General features: G+C 64.0%; 16 protein-coding genes. 6 read left to right on the top strand and 10 right to left on the bottom strand.

Features of this window, described 5'->3' with window-relative positions; genetic code table 11:
* Positions 1 to 59 precede the first annotated feature (59 nt).
* Entirely contained in the window at positions 60 to 566 is a 507-nt protein-coding gene (locus tag CQ13_RS16900; protein WP_057843985.1) for a YciE/YciF ferroxidase family protein, read from the bottom strand.
* A gap of 383 nt (positions 567 to 949) precedes the next feature.
* On the opposite strand from CQ13_RS16900, the gene CQ13_RS16905 reads away from it, so the two are divergent.
* Both CQ13_RS16905 and CQ13_RS16910 read left to right on the top strand, forming a co-directional pair.
* Positions 950 to 2005: a lysylphosphatidylglycerol synthase transmembrane domain-containing protein gene (locus CQ13_RS16905; protein WP_057843986.1), complete on the top strand. Its 1056-nt coding sequence runs from the start codon at positions 950 to 952 to the stop codon at positions 2003 to 2005.
* Between the two features lie 97 nt (positions 2006 to 2102).
* The gene (locus CQ13_RS16910; protein WP_057843987.1) at positions 2103 to 4091 is read left to right on the top strand and encodes an SGNH/GDSL hydrolase family protein; all 1989 of its coding nucleotides are present in this window, start codon (positions 2103 to 2105) and stop codon (positions 4089 to 4091) included.
* On the opposite strand, the gene CQ13_RS16915 is transcribed toward CQ13_RS16910, so the two are convergent.
* A complete protein-coding gene (locus tag CQ13_RS16915; RefSeq protein WP_057844034.1) occupies positions 4088 to 4696 on the bottom strand; it encodes a DUF2147 domain-containing protein in 609 nt (202 codons plus the stop codon). The genes CQ13_RS16910 and CQ13_RS16915 overlap by 4 nt on opposite strands.
* Before the next feature lie 116 nt (positions 4697 to 4812).
* The gene (locus tag CQ13_RS16920; protein WP_057844035.1) at positions 4813 to 5841 is read right to left on the bottom strand and encodes an NAD(P)/FAD-dependent oxidoreductase; all 1029 of its coding nucleotides are present in this window, start codon (positions 5839 to 5841) and stop codon (positions 4813 to 4815) included.
* 157 nt (positions 5842 to 5998) lie between these two features.
* Here CQ13_RS16920 and CQ13_RS16925 point away from each other — a divergent pair, with 157 nt between their 5' ends.
* Positions 5999 to 6454, top strand: a complete 456-nt coding sequence (locus tag CQ13_RS16925) for an acyl-CoA thioesterase (RefSeq protein WP_057843988.1) — start codon at positions 5999 to 6001, stop codon at positions 6452 to 6454.
* Positions 6455 to 6479: 25 nt separating this feature from the next.
* On the opposite strand, the gene CQ13_RS16930 is transcribed toward CQ13_RS16925, so the two are convergent.
* Both CQ13_RS16930 and CQ13_RS16935 read right to left on the bottom strand, forming a co-directional pair.
* Positions 6480 to 6800 carry a 2Fe-2S iron-sulfur cluster-binding protein gene (locus tag CQ13_RS16930; RefSeq protein WP_028348595.1) on the bottom strand — a complete coding sequence of 107 codons (321 nt, stop codon included), beginning with the start codon at positions 6798 to 6800 and terminating at the stop codon, positions 6480 to 6482.
* 136 nt (positions 6801 to 6936) lie between these two features.
* Positions 6937 to 7314, bottom strand: coding sequence for an Hpt domain-containing protein (locus tag CQ13_RS16935; protein WP_057843989.1), 378 nt, complete (start codon positions 7312 to 7314; stop codon positions 6937 to 6939).
* Between the two features lie 387 nt (positions 7315 to 7701).
* Between CQ13_RS16935 and CQ13_RS16940 the strand changes: the two genes are divergently transcribed.
* The gene (locus CQ13_RS16940) at positions 7702 to 13101 is read left to right on the top strand and encodes an apolipoprotein A-IV repeat region-like domain-containing protein (protein WP_057843990.1); all 5400 of its coding nucleotides are present in this window, start codon (positions 7702 to 7704) and stop codon (positions 13099 to 13101) included.
* 298 nt (positions 13102 to 13399) lie between these two features.
* On the opposite strand, the gene CQ13_RS16945 is transcribed toward CQ13_RS16940, so the two are convergent.
* From CQ13_RS16945 to CQ13_RS16955, 3 genes are all read right to left on the bottom strand, one after another.
* Positions 13400 to 14296: an MlaD family protein gene (locus CQ13_RS16945; protein ID WP_057843991.1), complete on the bottom strand. Its 897-nt coding sequence runs from the start codon at positions 14294 to 14296 to the stop codon at positions 13400 to 13402.
* Positions 14297 to 14412: 116 nt separating this feature from the next.
* A complete protein-coding gene (locus tag CQ13_RS16950; RefSeq protein ID WP_057843992.1) occupies positions 14413 to 15183 on the bottom strand; it encodes an ABC transporter ATP-binding protein in 771 nt (256 codons plus the stop codon).
* Between the two features lie 2 nt (positions 15184 to 15185).
* The gene (locus CQ13_RS16955) at positions 15186 to 16319 is read right to left on the bottom strand and encodes an MlaE family ABC transporter permease (RefSeq protein WP_057844036.1); all 1134 of its coding nucleotides are present in this window, start codon (positions 16317 to 16319) and stop codon (positions 15186 to 15188) included.
* Positions 16320 to 16458: 139 nt separating this feature from the next.
* On the opposite strand from CQ13_RS16955, the gene dgcA reads away from it, so the two are divergent.
* On the top strand, positions 16459 to 17454 hold the full coding sequence (gene dgcA, locus CQ13_RS16960) for an N-acetyl-D-Glu racemase DgcA (protein WP_057843993.1): 996 nt from the start codon (positions 16459 to 16461) through the stop codon (positions 17452 to 17454).
* Here the strand turns inward: dgcA and CQ13_RS16965 are convergent.
* Complete coding sequence (locus tag CQ13_RS16965; RefSeq protein WP_057843994.1) at positions 17424 to 18623, bottom strand: MFS transporter; 1200 nt, start codon at positions 18621 to 18623, stop codon at positions 17424 to 17426. The genes dgcA and CQ13_RS16965 overlap by 31 nt on opposite strands.
* Positions 18624 to 18698: 75 nt before the next feature.
* Between CQ13_RS16965 and CQ13_RS16970 the strand changes: the two genes are divergently transcribed.
* Complete coding sequence (locus tag CQ13_RS16970; RefSeq protein WP_057843995.1) at positions 18699 to 20039, top strand: hypothetical protein; 1341 nt, start codon at positions 18699 to 18701, stop codon at positions 20037 to 20039.
* A gap of 402 nt (positions 20040 to 20441) precedes the next feature.
* Here the strand turns inward: CQ13_RS16970 and CQ13_RS16975 are convergent, their stop codons facing one another.
* On the bottom strand, positions 20442 to 21977 hold the full coding sequence (locus tag CQ13_RS16975) for a DHA2 family efflux MFS transporter permease subunit (protein ID WP_057843996.1): 1536 nt from the start codon (positions 21975 to 21977) through the stop codon (positions 20442 to 20444).
* Positions 21978 to 22012: the final 35 nt, after the last annotated feature.

Raw genomic sequence — 22012 nt, forward strand, 5'->3', positions numbered from 1 at the left:
ACGGAGACGCCGCGCGAGCTACGTGCCGGCGCGGCGTTTTGCCTCAATGGCGCGATGAATCAGCTTGCGGCTCGCAAATTGACCTTGCCTTCCGCCAGCGAGGTCAGCTTCTTGTCGACCGTCTTTTCCTCGTCGAGCGTCTTCTGCAGGATGCTGGCGCAATCGTTGCGGCCGAGCTGCCGCGCCCACGCGACCAGGCTGCCGTAACGGGTGATTTCATAGTGCTCGGCAGCCTGGGCGGCGTTGATCAGGGCCGCGTCCAGCACGGACTTATCAGCGATTTCGCCCGCGACATCGTCGGCTTCCTCGATGATGCCGTCGATCGCCGGGCAATCGACCGCCTTCACCTCGGCGCCGTGCATGCGGAATACCTCTTCGAGGCGCTGAACATGCGTCTTGGTTTCGTCGAGATGGCTCAGGAAACCCTGCTTGAGATGCTTGTCGGTAGCCTTTTCGGCCATTATTGGCAGCGCTTTCACGAGCTGCTTCTCGGCATAGTAAATATCCTGCAATTGATGGATGAACAGATCGTTCATCGTCTTGATGTCTTTCGTGAACAGTCCCATTGCGGTTCTCCTTCATTTGGGAACACGCAGGCACAGGCCTCGTGCTGGCCGGGCGCGCGCTTCATGTTGAGTGCTTGGAGGCTAACTTGCCTGCGAAAAGGACGTTCCTGAAAGCCGCGAAAACGCCGCGATGGAACGGACGGAACGGCGCGGCAAAAAGCGCCCGCGGAACGGACCTCGTTGCGACTCAAATTCGTTAACGTCGCGACATATGTATGGCGTATGACAAAGGCGGCGAACGACGCCAAAAGGCATGCTTGTCAAGGGCTGCACAACGGCCTGGTTTTGGCTTATGGGTTTCGCGCACGGTGCCTCTGACCGTCGACTGTCACCCGTCGTGACAGGCCCCATCTTTACGTATTGCCGCCCCGCCGGGAGGATGAATGCATCGGCTGCTGACCGCGCTCAGGCGTGGCTTCAAGGAGAAGATCGGCTGGAAACGGCTGGGAATCGTCGCGAGTCTTCTCATCATAGCTCTTGCGATCACCCATCTGGTGCGCACCCTCAAGGGCGTCGACACCGGGGTCATTCTGACTGCGCTGACCGAAATCGCACCGCATCGCATCGCGCTGGCTGCGCTGTGCGTGGCGGGTGCGTTTTGCACGCTGACCTTTTATGATTTCTTTGCCTTGCGAACCATTGGCAAGACGCACGTGCCCTATCGCATCGCCGCGCTGTCGAGCTTCACGAGCTACACCATCGGCCACAATATCGGCGCCACCGTGTTTACCGGCGGCGCGATCAGGTTTCGGATCTATTCCGACTACGGCCTGACGGCAATCGATGTCGCAAAAATCTGCTTCCTCTCGGGCCTCACCTTCTGGCTCGGCAATCTGTTCGTGCTCGGCCTGGGCATGGCCTGGCATCCCGAGGCGGCGTCGGCGATGGACCTGTTGCCGCCGGCCATGAACCGCTTGATCGCGATCGGCTGCCTTGCCGGCATCGCCGCCTATTTCATCTGGCTATTGATGGGTGAGGGCCGCCGCGAACTCGGCCAGAACGGCTGGAAGGTCGTGTTGCCCTCCGCCCGGCTGACACTGCTGCAGGTCCTCATCGGCGTCGTCGATCTCGGCTTCTGCGCGCTGGCGATGTATCTGTTGATGCCGATGGCGCCGCACATCGATTTCGTTTCGCTGGCGGTGGTGTTCATCCTGGCGACGCTGCTTGGTTTTGCCAGCCATGCGCCCGGCAGCATCGGCGTGTTCGACGCGGCGATGCTGGTGGCGCTGCCGCAATTCGGCAGGGAAGAATTGCTGGCGACGCTGGTGGTGTTCCGGATCCTCTACTTCCTGATCCCGTTCGGCATCTCGATTTCGATCATGGGGACGCGCGAAGTCTGGCTCAGCGTGGTGCAGCCCTGGCAGGAACGGCGCCGGCTCAGCGAAGCCTGTACGGCCAAGGCCAGGGTGCGGCAACCGATCAACGGCCGGCAATCCTGAAGCTGGTAACGGCGTCGTTATCTGCGCCGTCTGGTGTTTTGGGCCCGAGCTGCCTCATTCTCTTATTTCTGCCTTACCACTAACGTCAAACGACGCCATGGCTGGAATTCTCCTACGTTCGATGATGTCGGCCGCGCTGCTTGCCGGCGTGCTGATTGGAATGATCACGTCCGCTGCGGAAGCCCAGACCGCCGGCGGCTACGGGCCGCTGCAGATTTCCTGGGAGGTGCGTAACCGCTTCCGCCTGTTCCGCGAGGAGCGAGATTTCCTGCTGCATGCCGAAAGCGGACGCGGCCGCAGTGTGCTGGCTTCGGAGCAGGTGCTGGCGATCCAGAGTGACGGCCGCGGCTGGGCGCGCAACACCGTGAACCGGCTCTGTATCGATCTTGCGGGCCGCGTCAGCGAGCCCTGCACGCGCGACAACGTCAAGGAAAGCTATCTGACGCCGATCGATCATCCGGTCGTTATCCGCCTGACGGGCCCGGTGCCGGTCGGCGCGACCTGTGCCTGGACGGTCGACGACGGCGACGGCCCGCAAACTTCCGCTTTCGACTGCGCCGAACCGGTCAATCTCCGGGTCCGCTACGGCCGCACCACAGTCGTGACCGCCGACGTATCCAGCTCGGAGGGCACTCAGCGCGTCTTCACCGAGATCGCGGTGCGCGACATCTTCATCGCAGGCCTCGGCGACAGCATCGCTTCCGGCGAGGGAAATCCGGACCGTCCCATTGCGCTCGCCGATGAAGGTTTTTGCTTCCGCTCCTACCTCGGAACAGCGGCCTCGCAATATTACCGGCCGAGCCGCGCGGGCTACAAGGGCGGGCGCGCGTGCGAGGCGCCCGATTTGCTGTCGGTCTGGCAGCGGCAGAGCGCGCTCTGGTTCAACCCTGCCTGCCACCGTTCGCTCTACAGCTATCAGACCCGGACCGCACTGGCCCTTGCCGTACGATATCCGCATATCGCGGTGACCTATCTGCCGCTGGCCTGCACGGGCGCCACCATTGCCGATGGGCTGTTCGGCTCGCAGCGCGCCCGCGACTGCCTGCCGTCGAAATCGGGCGGTGCGTGCCAGGGCACCGTCAACGGGCAACTGGCCGAATTGCGTGAAGCCGTCGCCGCCGCGAAACGCCGCCAGTCGGACCGCCAGCTCGACCTGGTGCTGTTGTCGATCGGCGCCAACGACATCTACTTTTCCGGCCTTGTCGCCGACGTCATCGTGGACACGGCGACCGAGCGCGCGCTGTTTCGGCGCAGCGGCGTGATGGCCTCGGTGGACGACGCACGCAGTGCGATGACGCGGGACCTGCCGCAGGGCTTTGCCAAGCTGCGCGAGGCGCTGAAGCCACTTCTCGGCGGCGACCTGTCGCGGGTGGTCTACACCGCCTACGCCAATCCGACGCTGTCGAATGGCGGCGCGCCCTGCCCCGGCGGACGCGCCGGCTTCGACATTCATCCCTCGTTCAACGCTCAGCCGCAGCGGCTGGCGGCCGTGTCGAACTTCGTCGAAAGCGAATTCCTGCCGCAGTTGCGGGCGCTGGCGCTCTGTGAAGGCGGCATCCTGTGCCGCAATCCGCGCGCCGACCGCATGACCTTCGTCGACAGCCATCAAGCCAGTTTTGCCAACCACGGCTTCTGCGCACGCGCCGAAAGCGATCCCGAATTCGACCGGCAATGTTTCTCGGCGACCGGCGACAGTTTCGATCCCGATCTCGTCACGGCCGCCAACCAGCCGATGCTGTGCGGCCGCAGCGCCGGCGAGTACCGCGCCTATCTGCCGCGCGCGCGCTGGATCCGCGACGCCAACGACAGCTACTTCGCCGCCATGACCTATCCGCAAGGCCTGCCGGCATCGCAGCAGCCATCCGATATTCATGATGCGACCTGGGGCGTCTTGTCCGCGGTCTATGGCGGCGCGGTGCATCCGAGCGCCGAGGGCCACGCCGCAATGGCGGATGCCGCCGTGCCGGCCGCCGCCGCCGTGCTGCAGCTCGATGCGGCGGTGCCTGAAGTCACATCGCAGCCAATGCAGCCGATACCGGTTTTGCCGGACGTGCCGCGCCCACCAGGCAGAACCGGATTGAATTAGCGCGCAGGTGCAGGAGCCGGTGCCGGCGCAGTGGTCTTCTTGGGCGCTGCGGGGGTCTTTGCCGCACCGGTGGGCTGCTTCATCGCAGCGGCCTGCGCCGGCAGATATTTTGCGATGATCGCGGGATCGAGTTGCGCCAGCGCCGTATCCGGCAGGCGCGTCCAGACCTCATCCCTGCCTAGCAGGGAGATGCCGAGATAGCCGCGCATCGTCAACGTCTGCCCATCGGGGCTGAGCGTCATCTTGGCCTTGTAGATCTTGCCATCGCGCGGATCGAGCACGTTGCCGTTCTCGTATTTCAATCCGTCGCGTTTCATGTCCCGTATGAAGGAGAGCCCGAGCCACGGCGCATCCTTTCGGTCGTCAGTGCATTTCGAGCAGGTCGGATTGGGAGCATCGCCGGGTTCGGAAAAGAGCTTGGCGAACACGCCCTCGAAAGCGCCGTTGCGATCGACGACGAGAAACCATCCGACCGGCTTGCCCTTCTCGACCTTCTCCCACAGCCCGGCTGCTGAGGGTTCGGCCGGCTGCGCGGCGAGTTCACCGGCAAACACGAGCCCGATCAGAAGCGGGAGTATCAGTTGAAATCCGGCCAGCTTGCGCATCGTCATCACCTGATCAATTCCCTAGATGAATGGCCGCAGACTAAGGCCATTTCGCGGAGGGTTCCAGTGACGATCGCCACGCGCGCGCCCCAGTTCCGCGAACGTCCCTTTGGGAATCAGTGGACCCCGAGCTTCTTCTGCAGGCTCGACGACGAGGTGGTGTACTGGAACACCAGCCGCTTGTCCGGATAGACGTAGCGGTGCGCCTTCTGCGCCATCAGCGCGCCCTCATGGAATCCGGACAGGATCAACTTGAGCTTGCCGGGATAGGTGTTGATGTCGCCGATCGCGAAGATGCCGGGAACATTGGTTTCGAACGCCGCGGTGTCGACCGGAACCAGATTGTTCTCGAGCGCGACGCCCCAGTTCGCAACCGGACCGAGCTTCATCGTCAGCCCGAAGAACGGCAGCATCGTATCGCACTCGATCTTCGAGACCGCGTTGTCGTTGCCCTTCATCATCGCCGCGGACAGCTTGCCGCCCTCGCCCTCGAGCGACGTCACCTGACCGATCTTCAGATCCATCTTGCCGCTCGCGACCAGTGCACGCATCTGCTCGACGCTGTGCGGCGCGGCGCGGAAATCGTCGCGCCGGTGAAGAAGCGTCACGCGCTTGGCGATCGGATGCAAATTGAGCGTCCAGTCGAGCGCGGAATCGCCGCCGCCGACGATCAGGATGCTCTTGTCGCGGAACTGCTCCATCTTGCGCACGGCATAGAACACCGAGGTGCCTTCATAGGCCTCGATGCCCGGCACCGGAGGACGCTTCGGCTGGAACGAACCGCCGCCTGCGGAAATCACCACCACCTTGCACTCGAACACCTTGCCGGCATCGGTGGTCAGGCGGAATACCGGATCGCCGATCTTCTCGATCGTCTCCACCATCTCGTTGAGATGGAAGGTCGCACCGAACGGTTTGATCTGCTCCAAGAGCGCGTCGGTGAGGCCCTGCCCGGTGACGAAGGGAATGCCGGGAACGTCGTATATCGGTTTCTCCGGGTAGAGTTCGGCACACTGGCCGCCGATCTTGTCGAGGATGTCGACCAGATGCGCCTTCATGTCCAACAGGCCCAATTCGAAGACCGCGAACAGGCCGCACGGACCTGCGCCAATAATCAGCACATCGGTTTTGATCGCTTCGCTCATCTCAGCTTCTTTTCGGTTGAACCTGGCGAAATGCCGCATCTGTCTAGCCAAGGCAGCGGCAACAGGAAAGCCAAATATCGCGCTCCTGGCCGCGGCAACCCCTTGCCGTCACTCGACAAGTGGGCTGTAACGAAACGAGACTTTCGGAGATGGCCCCGTGAATGCCCACTTGCGTCCCGATGCAACCCCGCGTCTGGAAGACTTTCCGTACCGCTTGTCGGACAATGTGAGATTTGCCGACCTCGACCCCAACCAGCACGTCAACAATGCAGTCTACGCGACCTATTTCGAAACCGGCCGCGTCACGCTGATGAAGGACCGCAGCTACGGGCTGATGCCGGACGGCGTCACCTGGATCATGGTCCGGCTCGACATGCATTTCCGCGCTGAATTGCGCTGGCCTGGTACGATCGAAATGGGACTGGGCGTCGTCAAGTTCGGCCGAACTTCGGTCACCTTCGATCAGGTGGTTTTCTCCGAAGGCAAATGCGTTGCATCGGCGCAATCGGTTTCGGTGCTGCTTGACGAAGCTACGCGCAGGCCAACGCCATTGACGCCGGAGATCCTGGCCAATTTTCAGCGCTGGATTCGCCGCGGAGCAAGACCGACATGATGCGCGCGGTGACGTCTTCCGGAGTTCAGGCCTGCCGTTCCGGCGTCGAGACCACGAGGCCGTCGAGATCGTCGCTCACCTTGATCTGACACGACAGGCGCGAGTTCGGCCGCACGTCGAAGCCGAAATCCAGCATGTCTTCTTCCATCGGGGTCGGCGCGCCGACCTTCTCGCGCCAGGCCTCGTCGACATAGACGTGACAGGTTGCGCAGGCGCAGGCTCCGCCACATTCGGCTTCGATGCCTGGAATGGCGTTGCGGATCGCGGCTTCCATCACGGTCGCGCCGTTCTCGACTTCAATGGTTCGTTTTTCGCCCGTGTGGTCGATAAAGTGGATTTTGGCCATGATCACTCGTGCTGCCGGAATAGGTAAGGAGTCCCGGCAGTCCTATAACGGGTCGATCCGCGCAGCGCCAGCGGTCGGGACGAAAACCTGAGGCAGCATTTTACCGGGATTTTGGCCGATCCGGACTGCTTTCCGATCAGGAACGATGCAGAACCGCTTCGATCGCTGCCCGCGCCTGCGCAACCGCCTCATCCAGTTCGGCGAGCGGCGCTGATGCGTTGGAGCCACCAGCGATTGCCGCCTCCAGCCGGGCTGCGGCGTCGGCGACCGCAAAAGCGCCGATCGCACGGGCCGAACCTTTGAGCGTGTGCGCCAGCGCGCCGGCATCCGCAGGCATGGCGGTGAGCCTGTGCACCAGTCTTGCCGATTGGGCCGAGAACATCGTCAATACCTCCCGCTCAAGGCCAGCATCGCTGAACGTCATGCGGTCGAGATGTTCGAAATCAATCGGCCCGTCGCCGGGAACCAGCGGTGGCGATGGCATCCATTCTATCCGTTCGAGATGAAGCGGCATGGCAGGTCCGGATCGCCCCGCCGCGTCGATTCTCGGCGGGGCATTTTGGTCAGCCAATCACGACAGCAGTTAACGGAACGTTCTCGGAATGCGCCGCAATTTCACCTTGTTTTCGCCGGCAATCCGCCCTGATCCTAGATTCGGTTCCAAAAAAATGTGTATCATTAGGGCCTTAAGGAACAAAGCTGTTAACGATGATTAAGAATGTCTTAATCACGGCCATTTCATTCGTATCGCTCAACCAATAGGATGTTCGCGGATGTGGCGGACAAGCTGCCGGCGGGCACGCTTGCGGTCCGCGGGGGATTATGAATCCGGCTTCGAGCTTGCGGGGGCATTTTTGCCAGAGCGGCCGGATGCGTAAGTTTAAGAGGGCTCGAACTGAACATGGCGAACAATCCCAAGAAGGTCAAAGATCCCACTGAAGTCGCGCTCTCCGCCATTCAGGAAGCGCTCAACATCAGCGATAAGACCGTCGACGCCAGCCGAAATTCGGTCGGCGGCGAACTCTCGCAGCCGATCATGCCCTCCGCCGCGCCGCCCTATTCAGAAACGCAGTTCGACACGCGCGCAGGCGCCGAGCGACCGCCGTTTGATCCGATCGACGAACCTCGCGGCCCCCGCCGCGCCGCCAACGACGATCGCGAAACCATCGGACAGATTCTGCAGGCGATCCAGAAGAACCATCCTGCCCGCAGCGTCTACACGCTTGCCACTGTGTTTGGCGGCGTCTGGGTGCTCGGTTGCGCCCTTCTGACCGTCAGCTTCCTGCCCTCGCTGCAGGCGGCGATTGGACAGAGCGGCGGCGTGCTGGTGCTCGCCGGGCTTGCGGCGTTGTTCTTTGCGCCGGTGCTCTTGTTCTACTTCCTCGCCAGCCTTGCCTGGCGCGGCCAGGAAATGCGGATGATCGCGCAGTCGATGGCGCAGGTCGCGATCCGCTTCTCCGAGCCCGAGGGGGCCGCCGCCGATTCGATGGTAACGGTCGGTCAGGCAATCCGTCGCGAAGTCGCCGCGATGGGCGACGGTGTCGAGCGCGCGATCGCCCGCGCCGGCGAACTGGAAACGCTGGTCGCCAATGAAGTCGCAGCGCTGGAGCGCGCCTATAGCGACAACGAAGTTCGCATTCGCGCGCTGCTGCAGGACATCGCCCATCAGCGCGACAATCTGGTCGGCCAGGCCGAGCAGGTTCGCAGCGCCATCTCCGGCGTCCAGATCGACTTGCGTCACGACATCGCGCTGATCTCGGACGCGATCGCCTCGCGCGTCGACGAGGTCGCAAAAAGCATCACCGGCGCACTGGAAGAGCGCGGCCAACACATCACGAGCGCCTTGAGCCATGCCGGCGACAACATGATCCTCGCGCTCGGCGAGCGCGGCGGCGACCTGCTCGATCGTCTGGAAGAAGCCAGCGCCGAGACCACGCGTGCCGTGCTCGACGCTTCCGAGCGGCTGACCACCAGCCTCAACTTCAAGACCGGGCACGTCCATGACGAGTTCGTCGATCTGGCTGATCGCGTCCACGAGATGCTGAACGAGCGCCTAGATCGCATCACCAGCGAATTCGAGCAGCGCTCCTCGACCATCGTCGACGGCATCTCGGACCGCACCGAGCAGGTCCACGACTCCCTGAAGAATTCGTCCGACTCGCTCTTGCTCGAACTCGAGTTGCGCTCAGGTGATCTCGTCAGCAAGATCGACGATGCCGGCAACCGCCTCGCGAGCCGCATTCTCACCTCCGGCGACAAGGCCAGTGACGCGCTGGACGTGACCGTGAACACGCTGGTCGCCAAGGTGATCAGCCAGACCGAGAACGCGCACGACAGCCTCGCCCTGCAGATGAACGCTTTCGACGAGCTGGTGAAGAACCAGGGCTCGGAGCTTTCGGAAAAGTTCGCCCGCGACAGCGGCACCCTGGGCGCGCTGATCACGCGGCACATCTCCGAATTCGACCGCACCGTCAAAACCTTTGGCGGCGAGATCGTTGAGCGCATGGGCCAGCGGACCCAGGAGATATCGGACAACCTGAAGAACTACGTCGACACCTTCGACACCCGCCTGGTCTCGAACAGCGGCGAGATCACCGCTTCCCTTGATCAGCGGCTGCTGCAGTTCGAAACCCAGCTCGGCACCCGGGTCAACAGTCTCGACGCTTCGCTCGACAACAAGATCAAGTCGTTCGACGAGACCATCGACGGCCGCCTGAAATCGCTGGAAACCACCTTCGACACCCGCGCCAAATCCGTCACCGAAACCATCGACGGCCGCCTCGGCACGCTGGCAACCTCGTTGACCGATGGCGCGGCTCAGGCGATCCAGTCGATCGACCAGCGACTCACCCTGCTCACCTCCTCCCTGACCGAGGGCACCGCACAGGCGATTGCCGCGGTCGACCATCGCATTGCCAACGTCACCGAGACCATCGACGGTCGCAGCGCCCATTTGACCGACATCATCCAGGCGCGGTTCCAGGAAATTCATCAGGGCATCGAAACCCGCGTCGGCGACATTGCCAACGGCGTCGAGACTCGGGTCGGCGCCATCGCCAGCGACATCGACACCCGCGTGGCGCAGTTTGAGGATCTGCTCGGTTCGCGCATCGAGGCTGTGGCCGGCCGGATCGAAAGCAGCGGCCGCCAGGCCAGCGAAGATCTGATGTCACGCGCCGAAATGCTGTCCTCCGGCATCAAGTCGCATGTCGAGGACGCCGAACGTTCTCTGACCAACCTCGTGGTCAATACCTCCGAGACCATCCAGACCGGTGCACGCAGCGCGCAGCAGGCGCTGCTGACGGTTTCCTCCGATGTCGGCGCGCAACTCAAGCTGACCTCGACCGAGGTCGAGGCCGCCCTCACCGCGGTGGGCACCGGCGCGGCCAATTCGATCCTGACCAGCGCCAAAGATGCCCAGACCACGCTGGTGTCCGCGTCCTCCGAGGCTGCCGCCCAAATCAAATCTCTCGCCGCCGACGTCGAGCGCACCCTCTCGGCCGCAGGCGAGGCCACGGCCGCATCGGTTCTCGCCGGCGCGCGCGAGGCGCAGACCACGCTGGTGACCGCGTCCGCCGACGCCGCAAGCCATGTCAAGTCGCTCGCCATCGATGTCGAGCGCTCGCTGTCGGTCGCCGGGACGGCAACCGCCGAAGCCGTTACCGCAGGTGCCCGTGAAGCACAGAGCACGTTGGTCGCCGCCTCTACCGAGGCCGCCAATCAGGTCAAGTCGCTTGCAGCCGATGTCGAGCGTTCGCTCTCGCTCGCCGGGACGGCAACCGCCGAGGCAGTCACCGCAGGAGCCCGCGAGGCGCAGAGCACGCTGGTTGCCGCCTCCACCGAGGCCGCCAATCAGGTCAAGTCGCTTGCGGCCGACGTACAGCGTTCGCTGTCGATCGCCGGAACGGCGACCGCCGAAGCGATCACGGCAGGCGCCCGTGAGGCCCAGACTACTCTGATCAACGCGTCCGCCGACGCATCGATTCAGGTCAAGGCGCTCGCCGCCGACATGGAGCGTTCGCTCTCGATGGCCGGCAATGCCACCGCCGAATCGATCACGTCGGGCGCACGCGAAGCCCAGAACGCGTTGATCACGGCGTCGACGGAAGCCGCCAACCACGTCAAGTCGCTGGCGATCGACGTCGAGCGCACGCTGACTTCCGTCGGCACCGAGACTGCGGCCTCCATCCTCGGCACCGCGCGCGAGGCCCAGAACTCGTTCTCTGCGACCTCCGCCGAGGCAGCTAACCAGATCAAGGCGATCGCCGCCGACATGGAGCGTTCGCTCGGCGCCGTCACCGCCAGCACGACCGATACCATCCAGACCACCGCCCAGAACGCGCAGAGCGTGCTGGTCGCCGCAACGAACGAGGTCAGTTCCAAGGTCAAATCGACCTCGGCCGATATCGAACGTTCGGTACTCGCCGCGAGCAGCAATTTCGGCTCGACGATGACCGGCAAGACCGACGAAATCGTCACCTACGTCCAGCAGCAGACCGACCGTCTGGCGCAGATCGTCGACAGCCGCCGCGGTTCGTTGGTCGAGGCGCTGAGCGCCAGGACCACGCAACTGACGACAGACATCGACCGTGTCACCGGCGACGCCCTGAAATCGATCGAAACACGCGGCCAGGCGTTCTCGCAATCGATGTCGACCCACGGTTCGGAAGTCGCGCGCACGATTACCACCGCAGGCGACCTCGCCACCGGCGCGGTGGCCAAGTCGCTGAAGGACCTCGAACAGGCGTCACGCTCGGCCATCGACCAATCGCGCCAGGTATCGATCGCCGCCGTCACCGAAATGCAGGAGACCAGCAAGATCCTGCGCACCGACACGGTGGCGCTGTTCGAGCGGCTGCGAGAAGGCAACATCCTGCTGCAGGAAGTGCTGACCGGCGCCCACGACAATCTCAACTCGCTGGAACGCGCGCTGGTGACCCGCGTGGCCGACTTCGTATCCGCGATGAACGATGTCACCGCGCGCAACGGCGTCGCGACCCAGACGCTGGAAGACCAGTTGACCGTGTTCAACTCCAAGACGACGAAGGCGCTGGAGGATCTCGGCACGCTGTCGAGCGAGTTCGAGAAACACGGCAAGGAGCTGGTCGAAGCAGCCGGCGTGGTCGAACAGGCCAACCGCTCCACCTCGATGTCGGTCGCCGACCGCAAGTCGCAGCTTGAATCGCTGGTGACCACCATCGACCTGCGCACAACCGATCTCGACCAGCGGCTGTCGCGCTTCACCGGCCTGCTCGACGAATCGCTTGCCGCGGCGGAAGAACGCGCCCGCGATATCGCGCGCGTCGTGGCGGAAACCGCCGGCGCAGGATCGGCCGCGATTAGCCGCCAATTCGAAGCTGTGCGCGCTGCGGCCGAAAACGAGCGGCAGCAGACCCTCGACGCCATGAACGATCTTTACCAACAGAGCACGCATGAAACCGATGCGATGTTCAAGCAGTCGACCGAGAAGTTCGCTGCGATGGTGCAGTCCATGAAGCAGATGGCCGCCGAAATGCATCAGGAACTCGAGGCGACGCGCAACGAGCTGCGCCGCGGCGTGCTCGAGATGCCGCAGGAGGCGGCCGACAACACCGCGCAGATGCGCAAGGTGATCGTCGACCAGATCGAGGCGCTTGCCGAACTCAACCGGATCGTCGCACATCATGGCCGCGGTCTCGACGTCGTGACTTCCGGCCGCGCCAGCGCGCAACGCCAGGAAGAGCCCGTGATGGCAGCGGCCGCCGGCGGCCGCAACGAAGTGCGAATGCGCGACGCCGGCAGCGCATCGACGCTGCCGCCGCCGGATCTCGGCATGCCCGCCCCGCGCCGTGCCGAAGCCCCGCCGGTCAGTCCGGTGAGCCAGGATGCCGGACGCGGCGACGGATGGCTGTCCGACCTGCTCCACCGCACCGACGCAGGTACAGGACGTGAGGCTCCCCGTGGCCGCTCGCCGCAGACCCCGGTCAATCCGCTGGAGTCGCTGTCGCTCGACATCGGCCGGCTGATGGATCGCAATCTCGCCGCCGAAATGTGGGATCGCTACCAGCGCGGCGAGAGCAAGGCGTTCAGCAAACGCCTCTACACGCCGGCCGGCCAGAAGGCGTTCGATGAGGTCGCCCGCAAATATCGCGCCGACCGCAGCTTCAAGCAGACGGTCGATCGCTATATCGCCGAGTTCGAACGGCTGTTGGACGAAGTTGCACGCGAGGATCGCGGGCCGCAGGCGCTGCGCGGCCACCTCACCTCGGAGACCGGGCTGGTCTACACCCTGCTCGCGCACGCAGCGGGACGGCTGGGGTAAGGGCTGCGAATAGCGCGTGGCAAATAGCGAATGAAAACGGAGGCCTCGCGGCCTCCGTTTAGTTTTTCAACCACATTCGAAGATGCGGCGCTCGCCGTCATTGCGAGGCGCAAAGCGACGAAGCAATCCATTCTTTCCTACAGGAGGCATGGATTGCTTCGCGGAGCCTGTCATCACTACGCGAGCGCTATTGCGCTCGTCGCGGGGCGCGCATTCGCGCGACCCGTTGGCTCGCAATAACGCGGCGAAAGCGCGGTTTCGCGGGCATGACAGGGTAAAGCGAACCATTCGCCTCCTGCTACTGCCGCTTCTGCCCGCTCGGCGCCCTTGGGGCCGCCGCGGCCGCTGGCGGCGGTGGCGGCGGTGCTGCCGCCTGGCTGTTGCTGCTGCTGCCGCCGCCGAAGATCACCCGGGTCGGATTGCGGTCGAAATTGTTCACGGCGCGGCTGATGTCGGAAAGGGTGCGGCGGCCATCGGCCATCAGCGCGCCCGAGCGCTTGTCGAAATCCTCGGCCAGTTCGCGGATCGATTTCACCATGAGATTCAGTTCGCCGCCGGCAGCGCCGCCTGCGATGGTGTTGAGGCCAAGCATGAGACTGTCGGCTTTGCCCATGACGCCATCGACCCTGAGCATGACGTTGTCGATCTTCTCGGAGTTGCGCGCGAGCGCAGCCGTGAAGGTCTCGAGGTTTCGCAGCGAGTTCTTCACCGATTCCTGATTGTCGGCGACAAGCCGGTTGACGTTCTGCAGCGTGGCGCGGATGGACTCCGTGACATCCTGCAGCGCGCCCGGATCGGCGGTCAGCATCGGCACGCCATCCTCATCGAGCGGCACGGCAGGAGCGGTCTCCTCGCCGCCCTTCAGCGAGATCGCCGCTACGCCGGTCAGCCCCTGGAATTCGAGACCGACGAGAGTATCTTTCCGGATCGGGGCATTGTTCTCGACCATGGCCAGTGCGACCACGCGCCGCGGATTGTCGAGTTTGACCGAGACAACCTCCCCTATCCTAATACCGTTAAAGTTGACGCTGCCGCCGTTGCGCAACCCGGATGCCGGGCCCTCGAATACAATGCGGATCGGGCTGCGCTGCTTGGCGGTGTGCAGGCTCTGAAACCACAGCACGAAGCCGAATGCGGCGGCGATCACCGCCAGCGTGAAGGCCCCGATCAGGACGTAATTCGCCCGCGTTTCCATAAATCAAGGTACTCCGGAATCAAGGTCTGTTCAGCTTCGCCGATCGGACCCGTCGTTTATCGCTGGTTTGAACATGATTTCATCAAAAACCGGTGCGCACTTCGTGATCATGCTCGTTAGCCCATGACCGCGCGGGCGCGCTTGCCGTGAAAATATTGCCTCAGCCAGGGATGCTGCGAGGCCTGCATATCGGCAATCGATCCTGCCGCAATGATCTTACCGTTCCCTAAAACCGCGATGCGGTCGCAGGCCGTATAAAGGCTGTCGAGATCATGAGTTACCATGAAAACCGTCAGGCCCAAAGTACGCTGCAGGGTGCGTACCAGCTCGTCGAAGTCCCCGGCGCCGATCGGATCGAGCCCTGAGGTCGGCTCGTCCAGGAACACCAGCTCGGGGTCGAGTGCCAGCGCGCGCGCCAGCGCCACGCGCTTGATCATGCCGCCCGACAGTTCGGACGGATAGCGGTCGGCGACTTCGGGCCGCAGGCCCACCATGCCGAGCTTGGCCACCATGATCTCGTCGAGCAGCCGCTGCGAGACGTTGAGATATTCGCGCACCGGAAACTGGATGTTCTGCCGCACGGTAAGAGAAGAAAACAGCGCGCCTTGCTGAAACAGGATGCCCCAGCGGCGCTCGACGCCGCGGCGTTCGGAGGCGCTCGCCGCATCGAGATCGACGCCGAACACCTCGATGCGTCCACTGAGCTTGGGCACCAGACCGATGATGGTGCGCGTCAGCACCGATTTTCCGGCGCCCGACGGGCCGACAAATCCCAAGATCTCGCCGCGCTTGACGTCGAGGTTGAGTCCGTCGAGCACCCGCGTCTTGCCGAACTGCACGGTGATGTCGCGGACCCGGATGATCGCGTCGGAAATCTCACCCAGCATGGTCACATTCCGATCGACGCGAAGAAGATGGCGAACACGCCATCCATCACGATCACGAAGAAGATTCCCTTCACCACCGAGGACGTCGTGTGCTGCCCGAGCGATTCAGCGCTGCCCTGCACGGCCAGTCCCTCGACGCAGGCGACGATGCCGATGACAGCCGCCATCACCGGCGCCTTGATAAGGCCGACGATGAAATGGTCGATCGAGATGGCGTCGCGCAGCCGCAGCAGGAAAGCCTCGGGTTCGACCCCGCCATAGAGCCACGCCACCAGCCCGCCGCCGTAAAGCGCCGCCATCGCGCCGAGGAACGCCAATATCGGCAATGCCAGCACCAACGCCAGCATCCGCGGCAGGATCAAAACCTCAATCGGATCGAAGCCCATGGTGCGCAGCGCGTCGATCTCTTCCCGCATCTTCATCGAGCCGAGCTCGGCGGTGTAGGCCGAACCCGAGCGTCCCGCTACCATGATCGCCACCAGGAGCACGCCAATCTCGCGCAGCACCAGCACGCCCAGCATGTCCACCACGAAGATGTCGGCGCCGAATTTGCGGAAATGGAAAATACCCTGTTGCGAAATGATACAGCCGATCAGGAACGTGATCAGCACCACGATCGGCACCGCGCGCCAGCACACCTGCTCGAGGTGATGGATGGTCGAGGTCAGGCGGAAGTGGCGGGGACGAATCAGGACATGGGCTGCCGCGGTGAGCACCGCGCCCAGCATATCGATCAGCCCAATCAAGGTGCCGCCGATGCCGGCCACGGCGCGGCCGATCTGCTCCAGCATGCCGGTGATCGTCAGTCGGTCGGTTTCGACGATTGGCTCGGCCTTCACCCGCCGCACCTCGTCGACCAGGCTCGAATAATTGGCCGAGAGCCCGGCGATCTGGGCCTCGACGCCGCCATGGGTCAGGCTGCGGCGCAGCCGCTCGATCAGCCAGGCGCCGAACGTGTCGAGCTTCGACACCTGCGAGACGTCGATGGAGATGCTGGGCCGGGTGCCGCCGAGCTTCTCGGCGTCGGCGACCATGCGTTCCAGCACCGGCGCAAAGCGCGCCGTCCAGGAGCCGGCAGCACACAGCGCCAGCCCGTCGCCTCTGGCTATCCGCTCCAATGTCGGGTCGCCGCTCACCAATGCCCACCCCTCGGCGGATACCGATGCGAATCCCTTGGGTTCCGCACGCCGTATTGCCTTGTCGAATCTGTCCCTAACCAGCCATAGTTGGTAGCGGCGGGCAAGCTTGCGGTTCACAAAATTGCCAGATTTTAAAATGACTTCCGGCCTATCTCGAAAGTTTGCCGTCAGCATCGAACGCTGGCCCATCGCAGGCGCGTTCACCATCAGCCGCGGCGCCAAGACCGAAGCGGTCACCGTCGTCGCCGCCGTGAGCCAGGGGGACTGTACTGGGCGCGGCGAGTGCGTGCCCTACCCGCGTTACGGCGAGACGGCGGAAGCGACGCTTGAAGCCCTTAATGCGATGCAGGAACCTCTTGCCGAGGGACTGGACCGAGCGGCGCTGCAAGCGGCGATGCCGGCCGGCGCCGCCCGTAACGCGCTGGATTGCGCGCTATTGGACTTCGAAGCCAAGAGCTCCGGCCAACGGATATGGACTCTGCTCGGACGGCCGGCGCCGCGCCCCTGCACCACCGCCTTCACGATTTCGCTCGGCACGCCGGAGGCGATGGCGTCGGCAACGGCCAAGGCCGCGCATCGGCCGCTCTTAAAGATCAAGCTCGGCGGCGATGGCGATGACGCGCGGATTGCGGCGGTACGCAAGGCGGCTCCCGAATCCGAATTGATCGTCGATGCCAACGAAGCCTGGACGGCGGACAATCTCGAATACCTCCTCGCCGCCTGCGCCAACGCCGGGGTCACGCTGGTCGAGCAGCCGCTGCCGGCCGGGCGCGACGAGGCGCTGGCCCGCATCAAGCGCCCGGTCGCGGTCTGCGCCGACGAAAGCGTGCACGACCGCGCCTCGCTGGAAGGCCTGCGCACGCGCTACGATGCCGTCAACATCAAGCTCGACAAGACCGGCGGGCTGACGGAGGCGCTCGCAATGGCAGATGCCGCCCAGACGCTCGGCTTCGAGATCATGATCGGCTGCATGGTCGCGACCTCGCTGGCGATGGCGCCGGCCATGCTGCTCGCGCAGCAGGCGAGATTCGTCGATCTCGATGGCCCCCTGTTGCTGGCGCGCGACCGCGACGGCGGCCTGCGCTACGACGGCAGCCTAGTCTATCCGCCGGAAGCCGCCTTGTGGGGCTGATGCGCGAGCCGGTCCCGCGCCAGCCAGACCACCAGCCCGCCGACAGCGGCCATCGCCGCCATCACGTAGTAGATGCCTTGTCCCCAGGTCTCGTAGATCGTGCCTGACCCGATAGAGGCGAGGCCGGCGACGATGCCGCCGCAGGCGGTCAGATAGCCCTGTGCCCGCGCCATCACGTGGCCGGGCACGTGATGCAGCATCAATCCCATGATGCCGACCTGCGTCAATCCGAAACTCAGCGCATGCGCGAGCTGGACGATCGCAAGGATAGCGAGCGGCAGGTCCTGCGCCGTTAGCACCCAGCGCGCGGCCGCGCTCAGCGCCGCGATCACCACCAGCATCGACGGCTGCAGGGTGAACCGCGGCGACAGGGCGAACAGCACGATCTCGGCGATCACGCCGAGCACCCACAGAACTGCAATCGTCAGTCCGTCGAACCCCGCTTGTTGCCAGGCAATCGACGCGAAAATGTAATAGGCGGCATGGCTTCCCTGGATCAGCGCCGACGCCACGATGATCGCTATGAAGCCGCCGTCGCGTAGCAGCGTGCTCGCGTCGCCGGCGGCCGGGCGGACGGTCTTGACGTCATTCAATGGCTCCAGCGCAAGGCTGGCCAGCGCCCCGAGCGCCGCCGAGCCGGCGATGATCCAGATCAGGTTTCGGGCGGCGATGAGGTCGAACAACATTCCGCAGACCAGCGCACCGAGGACAAAGGCCGCCGAGCCCCACAGTCGCAGCGGTCCGTAGTTGAGGCCGTAGCGCTTCACCCCCCGTAACGCATAGGCATCCGTGAGCGGCACCAGAGGCGTCCACAGGCAGCAGGTCAGCGCGTAGATCAGGAACACCAGTACCGGCAAATGCTGGGTGCCCAGCACGAAAAAGCCCAAAGCGGTGGCGAAGGCGGTCAAGATGATGCCGCCGCGCAAGGCCTGCCGACGTTCCGCAAGGCTTGTCACCACCGGAAGGGCGGTGAATCGGCTCACCGGCGGCACGGCCGTGATCAGCCCTATCCAAAACGCATCGATCCCGACTGCCTTCAACCATACCGTGAAAAACGGCAGATGGGTGCCGGTCATGCCGAACAGCGTGCCGTAAAACAGCGCCATCCGGGTGGCGAATCGCTTCGATGCACCTTGAGAAGCGATGGGGATTTGTGATTCGCTTGGCATCAATTCAATTGCGATTCGGTCAATATCGTGTTGTTTCGTTATCGCAATGCGCGCCGATTTGCGCGAGAGTTTGACATGGCCGACGAAGCATTCGCCCTTTCGCCGATCTCAGCACGCGCCGCGCTGCCGAGCGAGGAGGATTATGCTGCGATTGCCGAAGCCTTCATGGAGACTTCGCGGGGCCGCTGGTTCCTGACCGAATACGCCAAGCGCAACCGCAACGCCGACACCCGCATGGTGCTGGACGCGGTGGCGCGGATCGAGCAGAGCCTCACCGCGCAACGGGAAGAGACCCTTCAGCGAGAAGCAAACCTGCAGCGGGAGGAAGGCCTTTCGGCGCAGCAGGCGGCCGAGGCCGTCGCAGCGGCAGCCGCGGCGCAAGAGCGCCTGACCGAGGCGCTTGCCGCCATCCGCGGCGCCGTCGAGGCGGCCGAGGAATCGGCGGTCGAGGCGCTCGACAGCCTCGCGCTGGAGCAGCGGCTGGCGCCGGTCCGCAAGGGCGCGCGGGTGCTGCGCGAAATCGCCTGGCGGTTGCGGGAAATCGGCAATGATGGGCGAATTTGCGACCTGATCGATTCGCAGGTCACCGTCATCGAAAAGGGCACCGAACAGTTCTCCTCCGAGGAGGCGCGAGCAGCGCTGCGTGCGGCCTTCGCCGCCCTCCAGGGCCGGCTAGTGGAATTCGGGGACGACCAGTCGCCAGCGCCGGCTGCCGAGGCCGAGGCGGCGCCTTCCCGGGCAGCGGAGAAAGCCTTCGCGCAGGCACCGGAAGCTGCCGAGACGCCATTCGCTTCGATGGCCGCATCCGCGGAGGCCGCGCTTGCTGCGGCGGAAGCCGCGCTGACGGATGCGGAAACGCCGCTGGCTGCCGAAATCGCCACGGCTCAAGAGGCCTCGGTCCAAGGTACCGCTGTGCAGGAAGCGGCCGTCAAAGACGCTGCTGCCCAAGACGCTGCTGCCCAGGACGCTGCTGCCCAAGACAATTCCGTCCAGAACGCCGACGCCCAAGACGCTAATGTCCAAGACGCTGATGCGCGGGACGCTGATGCGCAAGACGAGGCGGTCCTCGACATGATCGCGATGGAGATGGGCGCACCGGATCCGATCAGCGACGAGGAGATCGCCGAAGCGATAGCCGAGCAGGTCCGTCTGGCGGAGCCTGCGCCGATTGCTCCCAAGATCGTCGCCGAAGCGCCCGAACCGGTCGCCACACCGTCGCCGCCGCCGGTCCAACAGACGGTTCAGCCGCCTGCGCCGCCCGCTGCCGCACCGGCACCCGTCGCGGCAGTAGAAGTGTCGCTCGGCTCGACCCTCATCGCGAGCGGCATACTGCGAAAGCCCGTCACGCCGGCCAACGACCCGCTGGCGCCGATCCGGCGCATGAGCCAAGCCGAGAAGATCGCGTTCTTCTCGTAAAGCGCTGCCGCCTGAAGCTCACCGGCTTAGACGACGCGCCCGCAGCATTTGTTGTACCTGCGAATAGTTCGCTTTCCGGTTGATTCGCCTCACCGCCGAGATAAAGCTCGCACGGTTTGTCTTCCCAGCGGAGACAGCCGTGAAAACCAGGATCCTTGTCAATCCGATGGCCGGCAAGGGTAACTGCGGATCACCATCGACAGCGACCGTATGGACGGCGCCGACGTCGACGGCGAAAGCATCGGAAAATTGCCGATGTCGGTGACGATGCTGCCGTTCCACCTGAAGGTGGCGGCGCTCAATCGGTCCTAGGGTGCCACTCCCGGTCGCATCGGGTTTCATTACGCTAACACGACGCCGACTCGGGCGGCTTATTAGCGTCCATGCCCGATGGGACGATCCTCAATGCCCCACGTGAACAGCTCCACCAAGCTTGATCGTCCGCAGCATCATGGCGAGTGGCACGGCGGCAAGCGAGATCAGCATCAAGACCCAAAAGGCATCCATGTAGGCGAGATACGATGCCTGTGTCTGCACCTGTTGTCCGATCCACTGGATCGCCTGATCATGCGCTTGGGCCAGTGAACTTCCGTGGCCGGCGAAGAAACTCGTGACCTGCTGCAGCGTATCCTGATATTGCGGATTGGACGGGAACACCTGCTCGATCAGCCGGCTCTGGTGGAACTGTTCGCGGTGCGTCAACACATTGGAGACGATCGAGACGCCGATCGAGCCCCCGGTGTTACGGGCTGCGTTGATCAGGGCGGAAGCCTGGTCGGTCTTGGATGGTTGAATGCCGTTATAGGATGCGGCCATGATCGGCACGAAGATCAGCGGCAGTCCGACGCCGAGCAGCATGCGCGAGCGCGCCAAGAACCAGAAGCCGATATCGGCGTAAACGTTGGTCATGGCGTACATGGAAAGAGCGCACACCACAGCGCCCGCGGCGATCAAATATTTGGGCTGAACCTTGGCGGCCAGACGACCGACCACGAACATCATCATCATGGTGACCACTCCGCCCGGCGAGAGCACGAGGCCCGCCCAAGTGGCGGTGTAGCCGAAATCCTGCTGTACCAGTTGCGGCAGGAATTGCGTGGTCGCGAGCAGGATCGCCCCGGTCGACAGCATTACCAGGAAGCAGGCGCCGAACTGGCGCGTCGCTACCATGTGCAGATCGATGATCGGCTGTCGGCGGCTCAACTCCCACGGAATCATCAGGACGAACGCCAGGATGCAGATGATTGTGAACGTCACGATGAAGGGCGAGCCGAACCAGTCGTCCTCCAGGCCACGGTCCAGCACGACCTCCAGGGCACCCAGGAAGGTCGCGACCAGCACGAAACCAACCACATCGAATCCATCTCCTTGCTGCTGCCGTGCTTGCACGCGCGCGGTCGGGGACTCCCGCAGCAGCACAGCGATCAACGCCATCGCGATCACGCCGACCGGCACGTTGATCAAGAAGCACCAGTGCCAGGAGATATTGTCGGACAGCCAGCCGCCGAGCGTCGGCCCGATCACCGGGGCCACCACGACTGCGACGCCGAACACGGCAAAGGCTTGGCCGCGCTTCGCCGGTGAAAACGAGTCTGCCAGGATTGACTGCGCGACCGGCACCATGCCCCCACCGCCGAAGCCCTGCAGGATGCGGCACAACAGCAGCGTCGTCAGATTCGGAGCAAAGCCGCACAGCAGCGAGCTGACCGTGAATGCTCCGAGACAGATCAGGAAGAATGTTTTGCGGCCCAGCGTCCGGGCCAGGAAACTGGAGGCCGTCAGGATGATGGCATTGGAGACGAGATAGGTGGTGACCACCCAGGACGCCTCGTCCTGGCTCACCCCCATGCCGCCTGCAATATAGGGCAGCGCGACGTTAGCGATGGTGGTGTCAAGCACCTCCATGAAGCTTGCGAGCGCGACCAGCATAGCGATCATCCACGGATTAGCCACGCCGCCGCTCGCGGATGCGG

The organism is Bradyrhizobium retamae (genome assembly GCF_001440415.1).
GTDB classification, from domain to species: Bacteria; Pseudomonadota; Alphaproteobacteria; order Rhizobiales; family Xanthobacteraceae; genus Bradyrhizobium; species Bradyrhizobium retamae.